We start from the raw sequence: 14,524 nt of genomic DNA on the forward strand, positions 1-14,524 counted from the left end.
ACAATTTTTTATAAAGGATATAAAATGGAGTGTGAATTTCCAACTATTAATTCAAAAAGTGAAGAGATTATAGAGATTTTTAAAAATACAAAAACAATAGCAATTGCAGGATTATCACCTGATCCATCAAAAGCTTCTAATATGGTTGCAGCTTATTTACAAAGCGCTGGATTTAAAATAGTTCCTGTATATCCAAAAGAGGAGTTTATTTTAGGAGAAAAAGTTTATAGAACGATTTCTGAAATACCTTTTAAAATTGATATGGTGGATATTTTTAGAAAACCTGATGCAATAGCACAAATTGTAGATGAATCAATATCAAGAGGAGATGTTGATTGTGTATGGTTTCAATTAGGGCTTGCAAATAATGAAGCTGCATTAAAAGCAAAAGAAGCAGGTTTAAAAGTTGTACAAAATAAATGTACGAAAATTGAGCATAGAAATTTATTCTAATCTAAATTAGATGGGTTGTTAAGAACTAACTTAGCAACACATCCAGTTTTCCCATCTGTTCTATTTGTAAGTGTTACTTTTGCTCTTAACGCATCAGCTGCATTTTTAGCTAAAAAGAGCCCAAGACCTACACCACTTTGGTTTCCTACTCTTTTAAATGGAGCAAATAAATCAACAGATTCATCTATTCCTATTCCTTCATCCGTAACTGTTATGATGATTTCATCTTTTGTTTTTCTAAGTTTTATAGCAATTGATTTTTCATTTGGAGTAAATTTGATTGCATTTTGAACAAAGTTTTGAATAATTTGATTAAATAAAGTTAATTGAATAGAAGTATTCAAATGATTTACATTTGAGAAAAATGTGATAATTATATTTTTCTGAGCACTTAACATTCTATAATCATTTGTTTTTCTTTTCATATAATCAACTAAATCAATATCTGTTGTTTGTTCAAATTGAGCTCCTTCAGTTCTTCCTATATCTAAAATTGAAGATATCATTTTATTCATTTCGTCAATCTGTTTAACAGTTAATTTTAAAGCTTCTTCATATTGTTCAATTTCTCTTTTTTTCTTTAGTGTTACTTCATTTTTTAATTTCATAACTGCAAGAGGAGTTTTTAACTCATGAGCAGCTCCTATAAAAAGCTCTTTTTTGAATTTAACATAAGTTTCTATTCTGTTTGTAAGAGAATTTATAGAGTTTGCTAATGAGTGAAATTCTATTGGTAAATCTTTTTTATCAATTTGAGTCAATGAGTTTTCATCCATATTTGCAAGTTTTTTATTTATTTGTATAATTGGTTTTAGCAAAGATTTTGAAACAACTAAAGAGTATAAAAGCATTAAAATGAATCCAGGGATTGCTAAAATAAAAAGATTTTTAAATATTACAGAGTATAAAAGTTCTCTCTCAAAACTAATATTTCTTACAATTTGTAGAAATATTTTATTCTCTAAATCAAAAGGATAGAGAAGTTTTATATAATAACTACCACCCTTTTGATAATTAAAAAATTTTAATTCTTTTAATTCAATATTTTTAATTAAATCAATAGTTTGATATTGGGATTTTACTGGAGCAAATTTTTCAAATGATATGTATCCTTTTTCTATTTGTTTGGATTGTTTAAGCATATCATTTTGAATATCATCATAAATAGTTGCTCTTGCATATTCATAAAAAATAAATGAGAGAGTAATGATAAAAAGTGAAGTAGCTATAATCAATTTATTATAAAATTGTCTATAAATACTTTTACTTTTCATCTTTATAATTCCTAAAGAGAATTAATTATTTTTTAGCATCTTCCGCTACATTTGGGTAACAGAATCTGTATCCTCTTCTTCTGATTGTTTCAATTGTAGAGATATTTAATGGTTTATCCATTTTTTGTCTAATTTGGTTAATCGCAACTTCAATAACATTTGGTGTTACTAATTCAGGTTCTTCCCAAATAGCATCTAATAATTGTTCTTTAGAAACAATTTGATCTCTATGACGTGCAAGGTGAGTTAAAACTTCAAAAGGTTTACCTTTTAATTCAATTTCTTCACCAGCATATTCAATTTTTTCTTCATCAGGGTTGATAATTAAATCATCAATTTCTATGATGTTTGTTCCACCAAATCTTAATCTAGCTTCAATTCTAGCAAGTAAAATATCAAAATCAAATGGTTTTTTAATAAAATCATCAGCACCAGATTTAAGTGCTTCAATTTCAGATTCTTTATCATCTCTTGCTGAGATAATAACAACTGCTGTTCTTGAACTTCTATTTTTTACAATTTTACAAAGTTCAATACCATCACCGTCTGGTAACATCCAATCTGTTAATACTAAATCATAGTTTCTAATATCAATAAAATATTCTGCATCTTTATAGTTTTCTGCAGTATCAACTTGGTAACCAAAGTCTGTAAGACCCTCTTGTAATGTTCTATTTAGTGTAATTTCGTCTTCAATAATCAAAATTCTCATATAATTCCTTAAATTTAAGTTAAGTTTAAATTTTGCGGAATTGTATCATAAAATTTGAAAAATTTAAAGCTTTTTTAAGCTAAATTTTAAAATTTTTAAATTATGAAAAAATTTCTTTTATAAAAATGCTAATTATTAATAAAAATCAACTATTTATTAACTATGAAAAGATAAAATACGGCAAATATATATTCAAGGAATAAAATGAAAAAAATAGTTTCAAGTTTCGTTGCTTCAATTGCTTTAATGACAACATTAAATGCAACTGACTTTTATGCTACAGTTGATGGTGATAAAATCACTAAACAAGATATCTCTATGGTTTTACAAGATCCAAGAGTAGATTTTGATAAATTACCTCAAACAGCAAAAAATCAAATTTTAGAACAAATTATTAATAGAAAATTATTAGCTAAAAAAGCTATTGAAGATGGTATTGAAAAAGATGCTCAATATCTTGAAGCTATTAATAAAATAAAAGAAGATTTAGCATTCCAAGTATGGCAAAAAAATCAAATTGATAAAATTAAATTTACAGACGCAGAAAAAAAAGATTTCTTTGAAAAAAATAAAGATAAGTTTGTAATGCCAGAAGCTATAGAAGCTAGCCATATTTTAGTAAAAACTGAAAAAGAAGCTTTTGATATTATCAAACAATTAGATAAATCAACAAAAAAAGAAGAAAAATTTAAAGAGTTAGCAAAAGCTAAAACTGAAGATCCAACAGGAAAACAAAATGGTGGTTATTTAGGTAAATTCACAGAAGATCAAATGGTTCCGGAGTTTTTTACAGGTGCAAAAAATTTAGCAAAAGGTGCTTATTCTAAAGTTCCAACTAAAAGTGAATTTGGTTATCATGTAATTTATGTAAAAGATAAAATCCCTTCAAAAACTTTAACTTTTAATGAAGTTGAAGGAAATATTTCTCAAATTTTATTAGGAAATGCTTATAACAAAAAAGTTAAAGAATTAACAGACGAATTAAGAAAAGACGCAAAAATAGTAATTAAATAAGGAGTATAAGTTGGGTGTATTAGATATTGTAAATGCAGGTGTTTTAACAGGTAGCGAAGCTAAAAAACTTTTTTCTTATGCTAAAGAGAATAATTTTGCAATTCCTGCTGTTAATGTTGTGGGAACTGACTCTGTTAATGCTGTTTTAGAAGCTGCAGCTAAAGTAAACTCTCCTATTATTATTCAGTTTTCAAATGGTGGAGCTGGATTTTATGCAGGAAAAGGTTTAAAAACTTCAGATGCTGCAGTTTTAGGTGGAATAAGTGGAGCAAATCATGTTCATACTATGGCAAAAGCTTATGGAATCCCTGTAATTTTACATACAGACCATGCAGCTAAAAAACTTTTACCTTGGATTGATGGATTATTAGATGCAGGTAAAAAACATTTTGAACAAACAGGAAGACCTTTATTTACTTCTCATATGCTTGATTTAAGTGAAGAGAGTTTAGAAGAGAACATTGAAATTTGTGTTGAGTATTTCAAAAAGATGAATGAACTTGATATGATGATTGAAATAGAGCTTGGAATTACAGGTGGAGAAGAAGATGGTGTCGACAACTCTGATGTTGATAATGCTTTACTTTATACTCAACCAGAAGAGGTTTGTTATGCTTATGAAAAATTAAGTGAAGTTGGAGCTAATTTTACAATAGCAGCAAGCTTTGGAAATGTTCATGGTGTTTACAAGCCAGGAAATGTTGTATTAAGTCCAAAAATTTTAGATAACTCTCAAAAATATATTCAAGAAAAACTAGGGACATCAACTCAACCAGTTGATTTTGTATTCCATGGTGGTTCTGGTTCTTTACTTGAAGAAATTAGAGAAGCAATCTCTTATGGTGTTATTAAAATGAATATAGATACAGATACACAATGGGCAACTTGGGATGGTGTTAGAGCTTATGAAGCTAAATATCATGGATATTTACAAGGACAAATCGGAAACCCTGAAGGTGAAGACAAACCTAATAAAAACTACTATGACCCAAGAAAATGGATTAGATCTGGGCAAGAAAGTATGATTGCTAGACTTGAAGTTGCATTTTCTGATCTTTGTGCTTTAAATAAAAACTAATATTTTAGAGAGTTTTCTCTCTAAAATATTCATTCTTATGAATATTATTCTCTCACATTTAATAACAATATAATTACAAAGTAAAAAGTCAACATTAATTATATTTATGTTAATCTCGAAAAAATTATTTTAGGACTCAAATGATATGAATAATGGCTTGTTTTCTTTAAAAGGCTTATGTAAAAATTATAAAAATACTCCTATTTTGAAAAATATAGATTTAGATATATTTGAAGGAGAATTCTTAACTCTTTTAGGTCCTAGTGGTTGTGGTAAAACGACAATTATAAGACTTTTAGCTGGATTTGAAAATCCAGATTCTGGTGAAATTCTTTTAAAAAATAAAAATATTAATAATCTTCCTCCTGAACAAAGAGCTGTAAATACAGTTTTTCAAAGTTATGCTCTTTTTCCTCATATGAATATTTTTGACAATGTTGCTTTTGGTTTAAAAATGAAAAAAATACCAAAAGAACAAATTAAAATTGAAGTAGAAAATGCCCTTTCTATGGTTAAATTATCTCAACATATATATAAAAAACCAAATGAACTAAGTGGTGGACAACAACAACGTGTGGCAATTGCAAGAGCTGTTGTAAATAAACCTTTGATTTTGCTTCTTGATGAGTCTTTAAGTGCTTTAGATTATAAACTTAGAAAAGAGATGCAAATTGAGCTCAAAATGTTACAAAGAAAACTTGGAATTACTTTTTTATTTGTAACACATGACCAAGAAGAAGCTCTTTCTATGTCTGATAGAATTGTTGTAATGAATAAAGGGAATATTGAACAAATAGGAACACCAAAAGAGATTTATGAAGATCCAAAAAATCTTTTTGTTGCACAATTTATTGGAGAAGCTAATTGTTTTGAAACAAAAGTGATAGAACAAAAAGATGAAGCAATAACTTTGAAATATAATGAAAAAGTATTTAATCTAAAATCAAAAAAGAGATTTAATAAAACTTGTACTATTCTTATTCGACCTGAAGATTTTAGAGTTGAAAAAAATCTTGAAGATGTAAAATCAAATAATTATTTTATAGGTGAGTTAGAAAACATAATTTATAAAGGAACAACTATCGATCTTTTAGTAAAACTTGAAGATGGAAAAGAAGTAATTGCAAGTGAATTTTATAATGAAGATAGTGATGCTTTAGGTTATAAGGTTGGTTCTAAACTATTTCTTTATTGGGTTGATGGTTGGGAGGTTTTATTAAATAATGAATAAACTCTCTTTATTTGCAAAAATTTCTGTATTTACTGTGGTTTTTTGGCTTATGCTATTTGCTTTTTTGCCAAATTTACTTGTAATAATTAGTAGTTTTTTAACAAAAGGAACAGATGAATTTTTGATATTTTCAGGTTCATTGGAAAGTTATAGAAAACTTTTTAATCCTATTTATTTTTCTATATTTTTAGATTCATTATATATAGCATTAATTACAACAATTATAACACTTGTTTTAGCTTATCCTTTTGCGTATATAATTGCAACAGCACCAAAAAAATATAAATTTTTGCTTTTATTGCTTGTAATTATTCCTTTTTGGACAAGCTCTTTAGTTAGAACTTATGCCTTAATTGCTATTTTAAAGACTAAAGGTTTATTAAATGGCTTTTTACTTTGGTTGGGAATTATTGAACAACCACTTGAGATTATGTATACCCAAACGGCTGTTTTTATAGGGATGGTTTATACTTTATTGCCTTTTATGATTTTACCTTTATATGTCTCTATTGAAAAAATAGATTTTAGATTAGTGGAAGCTGCAAGAGATTTAGGTGCTTCAAAAATCAATACTTTTAAAAGTATAATTATTCCTTTATCTTTACCTGGAATTATTGCTGGAAGTACCTTGGTATTTTTACCTGCTCTTGGAATGTTTTTTATTCCTGATATTTTAGGTGGAGCAAAAGAGTTAATAATTGGAAGTTTTATTAGAAATCAATTTTTACAATTTAGAGATTGGCCATTTGGTTCTGCTGCTAGTGTTATCTTATTGATAATTATGTTTATAATGCTTGCTTTATTAGCAAAAGTGCAAAGGAATACTAAATGAGAAAGTTATACGCTAGTTTTATTTATATTCTTTTATATTTGCCAATAACTGTACTAATAGTTTATTCATTTAATAATTCTAAATATAGTATTGAATGGAAAGGATTTACTACTATTTGGTATGAAAATTTAATCTCTTTTGATTCTTTGCTTGAAGCAGCATGGCATTCTGTAAGTGTGGCTTTTGTTTCTGCATCTATTGCTACAGTTTTAGGAACTTTAGGTGCTTTAGCACTTTTTAGATACGATTTTTCAGGAAAAAAATTGATGCAATCATTGGTATATGTTTTGATTATGTCACCTGAAATTGTAATGGGAATATCATTTTTAATGTTGTTTGTTTTTATCTCTTTACCTTTAGGATTTACTACACTTTTAATCGCTCATGTGACTTTTTGTTTACCATTTGTGATTGTAACAGTGATGGCAAGATTAAATGGTTTTGATAAAAATATTATTGAAGCTGCTAAAGATTTGGGAGCTAGTGAATTTGTAACATTTATTAATATAATATTACCAAATATAATTCCAGCAATTGTTGCTGGATTTTTACTTAGTTTAACTCTATCATTTGATGATGTGATAATTAGCTTTTTTGTAACAGGTCCTGATTATGAGATTTTGCCTTTAAAAATATATTCAATGGTAAAATTAGGGGTAAAACCTGAAATAAACGCCCTATGTACAATCATGTTTATTTTCACATTGCTTATGGTATTATTTACTCAATTTTTAATTAAGGAGAAAAAATGAAATTTATTTTTGTTTTGTTTGCACTTGTTTTAAGCCTATTTGGAAATGAAAAAGTGCTTTATGTTTATAACTGGTCTGAATATATGCCTGATTCTGTATTAAAAAACTTTACAAAAGAGACAGGTATAAAAGTTAAATACTCAACTTATGATTCAAATGAAGCAATGTACGCAAAAGTTAAAACTATAGGTACTTCAAGTTATGATATTATTGTTCCTTCAACTTATTTTGTAAATAAAATGAGTAGAGAAAAATTATTAGTAAAATTAGATAAATCAAAACTTCCAAATTATAAAAACCTTGATACAAAGCTTTTATCAAAACCTTTTGATCCAAATAATGATTATTCTATTCCTTATTTATGGGGAAGTACAGGGATTAGTTATAATGCTGATTTAGTAAAAGAACCTATTGATTCTTGGAAAAACTTATGGAATCCTGAGTATAAAAATTCTGTTTTATTAAACGATGATATGAGAGAAGTTTTTGGTGTTGCTCTTAAAGTTTTAGGATATTCTTCTAATTCTACTAATCCAAAAGAGATAGAAGAGGCTTATTTAAAATTAAAAGAACTTTTACCAAATGTAAAGATGTTTTATTCAGAATCACAAAAACAAGTATATTTAAATGAAGAAGTAAAACTTGGGATGAACTTTAATGGTGAAGGTTTTATGGCAAATGAAGAGAATGAAGCTATAAAATATATCTATCCAAAAGAGGGAACACTTTTATGGATTGATTCTTTAGTTATTCCAAAAGGTGCAAAAAATATTGATAATGCTCATATTTTTATTAATTATTTATTAAAACCTGAAGTATCAAAAATAATTAGTGAAGAGATTGGATATCCATCTCCAAATGCTAAAACATTAGAACTTTTAGATGAAAAAACAAGAAATAATAGAACTATTTATCCAAATGAAGATGATTTATTAAATAGTGAATTTCAAATAGATGTTGGAGAAGTTTTACCAACTTATGAGAAATATTGGGAGAAATTAAAAACTAATTAATTTAAAAAAATATTTTTTATTTGAAAGACCTCACTCAGGTCTTTCAATCATATATCCACTTCCTCTTATATTTTTAATAAAATCCTCTTTTAAAACAGTTTTTACTCTATTTACTTCTGCTCTAATAGTTGCATTATCAATATAATCATCATTCCAAACATATTCTCTGAACATATCATACTGAACTACAAGGCTTCTATTTTGAGCTAAAAGTTCAATTATTTGTAGTTGTCTTTTTGGTAAAATATGTGGTTCATTATTAAATAAAAGAGTAGAATTTTCAGAATCAAAACTATAATTTTTTGATAATCTTTTATGTCTTTGGGGAACTATTCTTGTTTTTAAAATTTTATTGATTCGTAAAGTTAGTTCTTTTAGATGAAAAGGTTTTTTTAAATAATCAAAACATCCTAAATCAAATGCTCTTGAAATATCTTCAATATCAATAAGTGCAGAGATATAAATTGTAGGTATAACTTTTTTTTCTTTGTGCATATTCTCTAATATTGTAAATCCATCAATATCAGGAAGATTAATATCTAAAATTAATAGATCAAATTTTTCATTTTTTAAAATTTCTAAAGATTCATTACCTGATTTCACACTTTTTATAATGTGTCCTGTTGATTGAATATATTCTGTTATCATTTCATTTAACATACTATCATCTTCAACTAATAAAATTTTCATAATACTCCTTTGAATGTATATGTAAATGAAGCCCAATTTTCCCCAGATTCTAATTTAATACCAACATTTTCTTCATTACATATTCTTTTTACTAGATTTAAACCCAATCCAAATCCATCTTTTGAAACCTCTTCTCTATAATATTCTTCAAATATTTTTTGAGGGTCTAAAATTTGGACAGAACGACTCTCTATTATAAAATCACACTCATTATTGTTTATTTCAAGTTTAACATTTATTATTTCATTTGGAAGAGTATATTTTATAGCATTAGTTAAATTATTATCCACGATTCTTTGAAGTTTTATTTCATTAAAATTTAAAATAATTTTATTTTTTGAAGATTTAAATATTAATTTTGATTTTGCTTTTAAAGCACTTGAAGAGAAAAAATCAATTCTACTTCTTATAAAATCAACAATATCGATATCATGTGTTGCTTGATTTACTTGGTCTTTTTTTACTAAGTAACTTAAATCATCGTAAATACTAAAGATATTTTTCATTGCAACTTCAATATTTGAAAGATATTTATTTTTACCATATTCCATTTCAAACATCTCAATATTTCCCATAATAATTGATAAGGGAGTATTTGTTTCATGAACTGCATGTTTTAAAAATTGTTTTTGTGATGCTATTAGATTTTGAGCATAAATATTACCATTTTCTAACTCTTTTGATTGTTTGTTATAATCTTTTGAAGATTGTTGAATTAAATGAGTTAAAGCTTGCAAACTTTTTGCATGGTCGCTTAATTTTGTATCTTCTATATGTTCAATAGTTTTTTCTTCATAATTTACACCATCTTTTTCACTTAAAGCTAAAATAGTTAAAGTTTGATTTAAAAGTTCATTATTTCCACTATTATGATAGAACTCTCCATAGGTAAAAAATCCAGCAGTTGGTGCTATTTTTGAAAAAGGTTTTATTTCAATATCAATTAAATTAGGCATATATCTTCGTCTTGCCATACAAGCATAAATAAAAAATGTTTCAGTATCTTTTACACAACATTTTGAAAATAGTGATTTAAGAGGATTACTCATAATAAGTTCAACATTACCAAAACCTAGTTTTACCACGTCTCCTTTATGAAGATTCCCTGCAAAACTTAAACTTCTATCTTCATGTTTAGCAATAACTGCACGTGCTAACGGGATGTTGTTTTTTTGTACTATTAAAGGAAATTCGATACCAGTTGCTGGAAGTGATTTGGCTACGTATTCACCCAAATATTTTTCATAAAAATCTAAAGGAGTAAGTCCTGAGATTTTATAAACACGATTTTGTTCCACTTCATCAATAGTATGTTCAATTCCAATTGGTGACCAATTGAAATTATAAGCATTACAAACTTTTAAATTTGAAGAACTAAGTGAGACACCAACTGCACCACTTGTTAGTATTTCATTTTGGCAAGAGATAAAAGTTTGAGTAAAGTATGCATTATCTCCCGCCATTCCACCACTTACAATAACTTTATTATTAATTGAACTGATACCATTTAAAAACTCTTCACCATTTGTTTTTGCACCATCTGTAAATGTTATAAGAAGTTTTGTATCTTCTTTACATAAAAGAGTTGCTAATTTTTTTCCATTTGAATAAGAATCATCTTCATTTACTTTTGCTATTTTTAGTTTAGTTTTTTCAAATACACTTATAGTTATAACAGTATTTAAAGTTGAAATCTTATCATTATTAATTTCTCCATCTGTAGAGGAACCAATACAAATGGCATTTGGTAATTCTTTTAAAATCGTATTTAATATATTTTCTAAAATATCTTTTGCTTCTCCACAAAATATTTGAATTAATATATTTTTTTCATTTTTAAATAAAGAAAAATCAATTAATGATTTTAAATGTTCTTTATTTATTGTGTAATTATATGTTTTCATAAAAAAATTGTAGCAGATAAATAAAAAAATAAAAGAAAAAAAATCCTAAAAGGCTCGTGACTATCGTATTTTGTAACAAAAATTAGCACTGCTATATTTATGCTATACTAAGGCTAAACTCACGCTATAAATCTTATGTAGAATTTCACTAAGTGAAAAAGAAAAGTTAATAAGATGACAAATTTTTCCAATAACTTTTAATAAAAAAGGATTAAAAATGATTTATACAAAACCAACATATAAACCTCAATATGAGAACTTCATTGGTGGAGAATGGGTTGCTCCAACAAGTGGTGAATATTTTGATAATATTTCTCCTGTTGATGGTGAATTATTAACTAGAATTCCAAGATCAAATGAAGCAGATGTTGAAGCTGCAATTTTGGCTGCAAATAAAGCATTTCAATCATTTAAACATACATCAGTTGTTGAAAGAAGTACTTTATTAAATAAAATCGCAGATGCAATTGAAGCAAATCTTGAAAATATAGCAGTTGCAGAAACTTTAGATAATGGTAAAACTATTAGAGAAACTTTGGCAGCTGACGTTCCTTTGGTTGTTGACCATTTTAGATATTTTGCATCTGTAATTAGAGCAGAATCAGGTACAGTTTCTGATTTAGATGAAAATACAATTTCTCAAGAAATTTATGAGCCTTATGGAGTAGTTGCACAAATTATTCCTTGGAATTTCCCATTATTGATGGCTGCTTGGAAATTAGCTCCTGCAATTGCTGCTGGAAATTGTATTGTTATGAAACCAGCAAGTGCTACTCCTATGTCAATTTTATTATTAATGGAAGCTATTCAAGATGTTTTACCAAAAGGTGTTGTAAATATCATCAATGGTGCTGGAGGAAAAATTGGTAAATTCCTTTCAACTCATCCTTTAGTTAAAAAAGTTGGATTTACTGGTGAAACTACAACTGGTCAATTAATTATGCAATATGCAACAGAAAATATTATTCCTTCAACGCTAGAGTTAGGTGGAAAATCACCAAATGTATTCTTTGAATCAATCATGGATGCTGATGATGAATTCTTTGACAAAGCAATCGAAGGTTTAGTATTATTTGCATTTAACTCTGGTGAAGTTTGTACTTGTCCTTCACGTGCTTTAATTCAAGAATCAATTTATGAGCCATTTATGGCAAGAGTACTTGAAAGAGTTAAAGCAATTAAATTAGGAAATCCTTTAGATACTGAGTGTATGATGGGTGCTCAATGTTCACTTAACCAAAAAGAAAAGATTATGGAATATATTAAAATTGGTAAAGAAGAAGGAGCAGAATTATTAATTGGTGGTGATGTTTATAAATCAGAAACAAATCCAAATGGATTTTATATTCAACCAACATTATTTAAAGGTCACAATAAAATGAGAATCTTCCAAGAAGAGATTTTTGGACCAGTTCTTGCTGTTACAACATTTAAAGATGAAGCTGAAGCATTAGAAATTGCAAATGATACAATTTATGGTTTAGGTTCAGGTGTATGGTCAAGAGATGCACACCAATTACATAGAATGAGTAGAGGTATAGAAGCTGGAAGAGTTTGGGTAAATTGTTATCACTTATATCCATCTCATGCATCATTTGGTGGATATAAAAAATCAGGAATTGGAAGAGAAACACATATGATGATGCTAAATTCATATAGACATACAAAAAATATTTTAACTTCATACAACAAAAATAAATTAGGATTCTTCTAGGATTTTAGATAAAATCATAAACTTATTAAGCCTGTAGAATTTTTCTATGGGCTTTTTTCTTTTAATAAGGAGAAAAAATGAAAAGACTAGATGTAACACCAGCTGCTGCTGAAGTAATAGAAAGATTAAAAAAAGAGCATGGTGAATTGGTTTTTAATCAAAGCGGAGGATGTTGTGATGGAACAGCTCCTATGTGCTATGAAAAAGGCGATTTTTATGTTCCTAGTCGTAATGTAAAATTAGGTGAAATTTGTGGATGCGAATTTTTTATAGATAAAGACCAATTTGAATATTTCAAACACTCTTTTATTACGATTGATGTAAGGGAAGAGAAAGCTGCCTTTGGAAATTCATTTTCATTAGAGATAGATTTAGGTTATCAGTTTATTACAAAATCAAGAATTTTTACAGATGAAGAGTATAAACAGTTATTAAAAGAAGAGGAAAAATAGATTAAAAAAAGGGAAAAGAGATAAACTCTTTCCCCTTTTTAAATAGTAAAGCTAAAATTATAAAGCAGTTACGTTTTCTGCTTGTAAACCTTTTTCACCTTGAGTAACTTCAAAACTAACTTTTTGACCGTCATTTAATGAAACTCTTCCATATCCAGTGCTGTTAATGTTTCTATAATGTACGAATACATCTTTTCCACCATTTTCTTGTTCGATAAATCCGAAACCTTTTTCACTGTTAAACCATTTTACTGTACCGTTTACTAATGTTGCCATTGTAACTCCTTTTTTTGTTAAAATACTTCATTTCTAAAGTGTGTTGAAGATATAAAATTGAGAATTCTTTAGATTGATTGTGTACTAAAACTCGCGTTACAAGAAAAACATAAACTATAGATGAACTCTGAACCATCTTTCAATGGATAACATTATATTATAAAAAGAGAAAAATGCGTCTATTTTTGTAAGAAATTTAAAAATTTATGGTTTATTTATTATTTTTTACTATTTTCATTGGTTACTAAAGCTAAATTAGTTAGGTTATATTTTTGAAGCAAATCTAAAACTTTAACAACTCTTTCGTACTCTACTTTTTTATCTATTCTTACTATTACAGCATTTTCTTTATTTTTTATTGCTTTTAAATTATCTTCTAATGAATCAAAAGATACTTCAATTCCTCTTATCGCAAGTTTATTTTGACTTAATTCAATAAAAACTTGTTCTTGTTTTACTTCTATCTCTTTTGCATTTGAAGTTGGTAAATCTAACATTAAAGCTAATTCATCTTTTTTAAAGACACTTGTTACAATAAAAAATATTAAAAGTATAAAAACAACATCAATAACAGGAGTTAAATCTAAGCCTAAAGCTTCTCTTCTTTTCATTATTCGCTCACTAGCTCTTTTTTAGCTTTTAATTCAATAGAATCAATTAATGAAATAAAATGATTATAAGCTATTTGATGAGGAATAGCAACAATAAGACCAGCAATTGTTGTAATAAGCGCTATTCCAATGCCATTTGAAAATATAGTTGGGTCACCTAAACCATTTAAAGTAATAGCTTCAAAAGATTTATAAACACCAATAACAGTTCCTAAAAGTCCTAATAAAGGAGCAACTGTTGCAATATTTTTAATTATTGTAAGCCCTGATTCTAATTTTTTTACTTCATACTCTATTTGAGAATTAATAGTAGAGTTATTTGTGATTTTTTGTTTAATTTGACTAATAATAGTTCTTTTTCTAGGAAGTGTAAAAAATTTCCATAATATAATTGTAAATCCAATTATATTTAAAGCTATCAAAATATAAACAATAATTCCACCTTTATCAATATAACTCATTAAATCCATTTTAATTCCTAATAATTTTTCAGTATTGTACAAAAAATTTTGTTAATA

At 27.0% G+C, this 14,524-nt stretch carries 16 protein-coding genes; 9 read left to right on the forward strand and 7 right to left on the reverse strand.

Features of this window, described 5'->3' with window-relative positions; translation table 11 throughout:
- The first annotated feature begins 24 nt into the window (after positions 1–24).
- Positions 25–453 (forward strand): CoA-binding protein, encoded by a 429-nt coding sequence (locus AAQM_RS02135; protein ID WP_129094352.1) that lies wholly within the window; start codon positions 25–27, stop codon positions 451–453.
- Here AAQM_RS02135 and AAQM_RS02140 read toward each other — a convergent pair.
- Together AAQM_RS02140 and hsrA are read right to left on the reverse strand one after the other, a co-directional pair.
- On the reverse strand, positions 450–1,727 hold the full coding sequence (locus tag AAQM_RS02140) for a sensor histidine kinase (RefSeq protein WP_129094351.1): 1,278 nt from the start codon (positions 1,725–1,727) through the stop codon (positions 450–452). The two genes, AAQM_RS02135 and AAQM_RS02140, sit on opposite strands and share 4 nt — an antisense overlap.
- Before the next feature lie 25 nt (positions 1,728–1,752).
- A complete protein-coding gene (gene hsrA, locus AAQM_RS02145) occupies positions 1,753–2,439 on the reverse strand; it encodes a homeostatic response regulator transcription factor HsrA (protein ID WP_128985309.1) in 687 nt (228 codons plus the stop codon).
- A gap of 204 nt (positions 2,440–2,643) precedes the next feature.
- On the opposite strand from hsrA, the gene AAQM_RS02150 reads away from it, so the two are divergent.
- The 6 genes from AAQM_RS02150 (at position 2,644) to AAQM_RS02175 (ending at position 8,359) form a co-directional block, all read left to right on the forward strand.
- Entirely contained in the window at positions 2,644–3,453 is an 810-nt protein-coding gene (locus tag AAQM_RS02150; protein ID WP_129094350.1) for a peptidylprolyl isomerase, read from the forward strand.
- Between the two features lie 10 nt (positions 3,454–3,463).
- Entirely contained in the window at positions 3,464–4,531 is a 1,068-nt protein-coding gene (gene fbaA, locus AAQM_RS02155; protein ID WP_129094349.1) for a class II fructose-bisphosphate aldolase, read from the forward strand.
- A gap of 145 nt (positions 4,532–4,676) precedes the next feature.
- Positions 4,677–5,762: a spermidine/putrescine ABC transporter ATP-binding protein PotA gene (potA, locus tag AAQM_RS02160; RefSeq protein WP_129094348.1), complete on the forward strand. Its 1,086-nt coding sequence runs from the start codon at positions 4,677–4,679 to the stop codon at positions 5,760–5,762.
- Complete coding sequence (potB, locus tag AAQM_RS02165; protein ID WP_129094347.1) at positions 5,755–6,594, forward strand: spermidine/putrescine ABC transporter permease PotB; 840 nt, start codon at positions 5,755–5,757, stop codon at positions 6,592–6,594. Before potA ends, potB begins: the two co-directional genes overlap by 8 nt.
- Complete coding sequence (gene potC, locus AAQM_RS02170; protein WP_129094346.1) at positions 6,591–7,346, forward strand: spermidine/putrescine ABC transporter permease PotC; 756 nt, start codon at positions 6,591–6,593, stop codon at positions 7,344–7,346. The genes potB and potC overlap by 4 nt, the downstream gene beginning before the upstream one ends.
- Positions 7,343–8,359: an ABC transporter substrate-binding protein gene (locus tag AAQM_RS02175; RefSeq protein ID WP_129094345.1), complete on the forward strand. Its 1,017-nt coding sequence runs from the start codon at positions 7,343–7,345 to the stop codon at positions 8,357–8,359. The genes potC and AAQM_RS02175 overlap by 4 nt, the downstream gene beginning before the upstream one ends.
- Positions 8,360–8,389: 30 nt before the next feature.
- On the opposite strand, the gene AAQM_RS02180 is transcribed toward AAQM_RS02175, so the two are convergent.
- Both AAQM_RS02180 and AAQM_RS02185 read right to left on the reverse strand, forming a co-directional pair.
- Positions 8,390–9,049, reverse strand: a complete 660-nt coding sequence (locus tag AAQM_RS02180; RefSeq protein WP_129094344.1) for a response regulator transcription factor — start codon at positions 9,047–9,049, stop codon at positions 8,390–8,392.
- The gene (locus AAQM_RS02185; RefSeq protein WP_129094343.1) at positions 9,046–10,953 is read right to left on the reverse strand and encodes an FIST N-terminal domain-containing protein; all 1,908 of its coding nucleotides are present in this window, start codon (positions 10,951–10,953) and stop codon (positions 9,046–9,048) included. Before AAQM_RS02185 ends, AAQM_RS02180 begins: the two co-directional genes overlap by 4 nt.
- 217 nt (positions 10,954–11,170) lie before the next feature.
- Between AAQM_RS02185 and AAQM_RS02190 the strand changes: the two genes are divergently transcribed.
- Both AAQM_RS02190 and AAQM_RS02195 read left to right on the forward strand, forming a co-directional pair.
- Positions 11,171–12,667 carry an aldehyde dehydrogenase family protein gene (locus AAQM_RS02190; RefSeq protein WP_129094342.1) on the forward strand — a complete coding sequence of 499 codons (1,497 nt, stop codon included), beginning with the start codon at positions 11,171–11,173 and terminating at the stop codon, positions 12,665–12,667.
- Between the two features lie 77 nt (positions 12,668–12,744).
- Positions 12,745–13,119 (forward strand): DUF779 domain-containing protein, encoded by a 375-nt coding sequence (locus tag AAQM_RS02195; protein WP_129094341.1) that lies wholly within the window; start codon positions 12,745–12,747, stop codon positions 13,117–13,119.
- 57 nt (positions 13,120–13,176) lie between these two features.
- Here AAQM_RS02195 and AAQM_RS02200 read toward each other — a convergent pair whose 3' ends face one another.
- The 3 genes from AAQM_RS02200 to AAQM_RS02210 all read right to left on the reverse strand — a co-directional run bounded on the left by AAQM_RS02200 (position 13,177) and on the right by AAQM_RS02210 (position 14,476).
- Positions 13,177–13,395, reverse strand: coding sequence for a cold-shock protein (locus tag AAQM_RS02200; protein ID WP_129094340.1), 219 nt, complete (start codon positions 13,393–13,395; stop codon positions 13,177–13,179).
- Positions 13,396–13,613: 218 nt separating this feature from the next.
- Positions 13,614–14,006, reverse strand: coding sequence for an ExbD/TolR family protein (locus AAQM_RS02205; protein WP_129094339.1), 393 nt, complete (start codon positions 14,004–14,006; stop codon positions 13,614–13,616).
- On the reverse strand, positions 14,006–14,476 hold the full coding sequence (locus tag AAQM_RS02210; RefSeq protein ID WP_129094338.1) for a MotA/TolQ/ExbB proton channel family protein: 471 nt from the start codon (positions 14,474–14,476) through the stop codon (positions 14,006–14,008). Before AAQM_RS02210 ends, AAQM_RS02205 begins: the two co-directional genes overlap by 1 nt.
- Between the last annotated feature and the right edge of the window lie 48 nt (positions 14,477–14,524).

The sequence above is a fragment of the Arcobacter aquimarinus genome, from assembly GCF_013177635.1.
Classification (GTDB): domain Bacteria; phylum Campylobacterota; class Campylobacteria; order Campylobacterales; family Arcobacteraceae; genus Aliarcobacter; species Aliarcobacter aquimarinus.

Coding starts and splice junctions, on each gene's coding strand:
- AAQM_RS02135 (WP_129094352.1), top strand. CDS start 25: ATGGAGTGTGAATTTCCAACTATTAATTCAAAAAGTGAAGAGATTATA.
- AAQM_RS02140 (WP_129094351.1), bottom strand. CDS start 1,727: ATGAAAAGTAAAAGTATTTATAGACAATTTTATAATAAATTGATTATA.
- hsrA (WP_128985309.1), bottom strand. CDS start 2,439: ATGAGAATTTTGATTATTGAAGACGAAATTACACTAAATAGAACATTA.
- AAQM_RS02150 (WP_129094350.1), top strand. CDS start 2,644: ATGAAAAAAATAGTTTCAAGTTTCGTTGCTTCAATTGCTTTAATGACA.
- potA (WP_129094348.1), top strand. CDS start 4,677: ATGAATAATGGCTTGTTTTCTTTAAAAGGCTTATGTAAAAATTATAAA.
- potB (WP_129094347.1), top strand. CDS start 5,755: ATGAATAAACTCTCTTTATTTGCAAAAATTTCTGTATTTACTGTGGTT.
- potC (WP_129094346.1), top strand. CDS start 6,591: ATGAGAAAGTTATACGCTAGTTTTATTTATATTCTTTTATATTTGCCA.
- AAQM_RS02175 (WP_129094345.1), top strand. CDS start 7,343: ATGAAATTTATTTTTGTTTTGTTTGCACTTGTTTTAAGCCTATTTGGA.
- AAQM_RS02180 (WP_129094344.1), bottom strand. CDS start 9,049: ATGAAAATTTTATTAGTTGAAGATGATAGTATGTTAAATGAAATGATA.
- AAQM_RS02185 (WP_129094343.1), bottom strand. CDS start 10,953: ATGAAAACATATAATTACACAATAAATAAAGAACATTTAAAATCATTA.
- AAQM_RS02190 (WP_129094342.1), top strand. CDS start 11,171: ATGATTTATACAAAACCAACATATAAACCTCAATATGAGAACTTCATT.
- AAQM_RS02195 (WP_129094341.1), top strand. CDS start 12,745: ATGAAAAGACTAGATGTAACACCAGCTGCTGCTGAAGTAATAGAAAGA.
- AAQM_RS02200 (WP_129094340.1), bottom strand. CDS start 13,395: ATGGCAACATTAGTAAACGGTACAGTAAAATGGTTTAACAGTGAAAAA.
- AAQM_RS02205 (WP_129094339.1), bottom strand. CDS start 14,006: ATGAAAAGAAGAGAAGCTTTAGGCTTAGATTTAACTCCTGTTATTGAT.
- AAQM_RS02210 (WP_129094338.1), bottom strand. CDS start 14,476: ATGGATTTAATGAGTTATATTGATAAAGGTGGAATTATTGTTTATATT.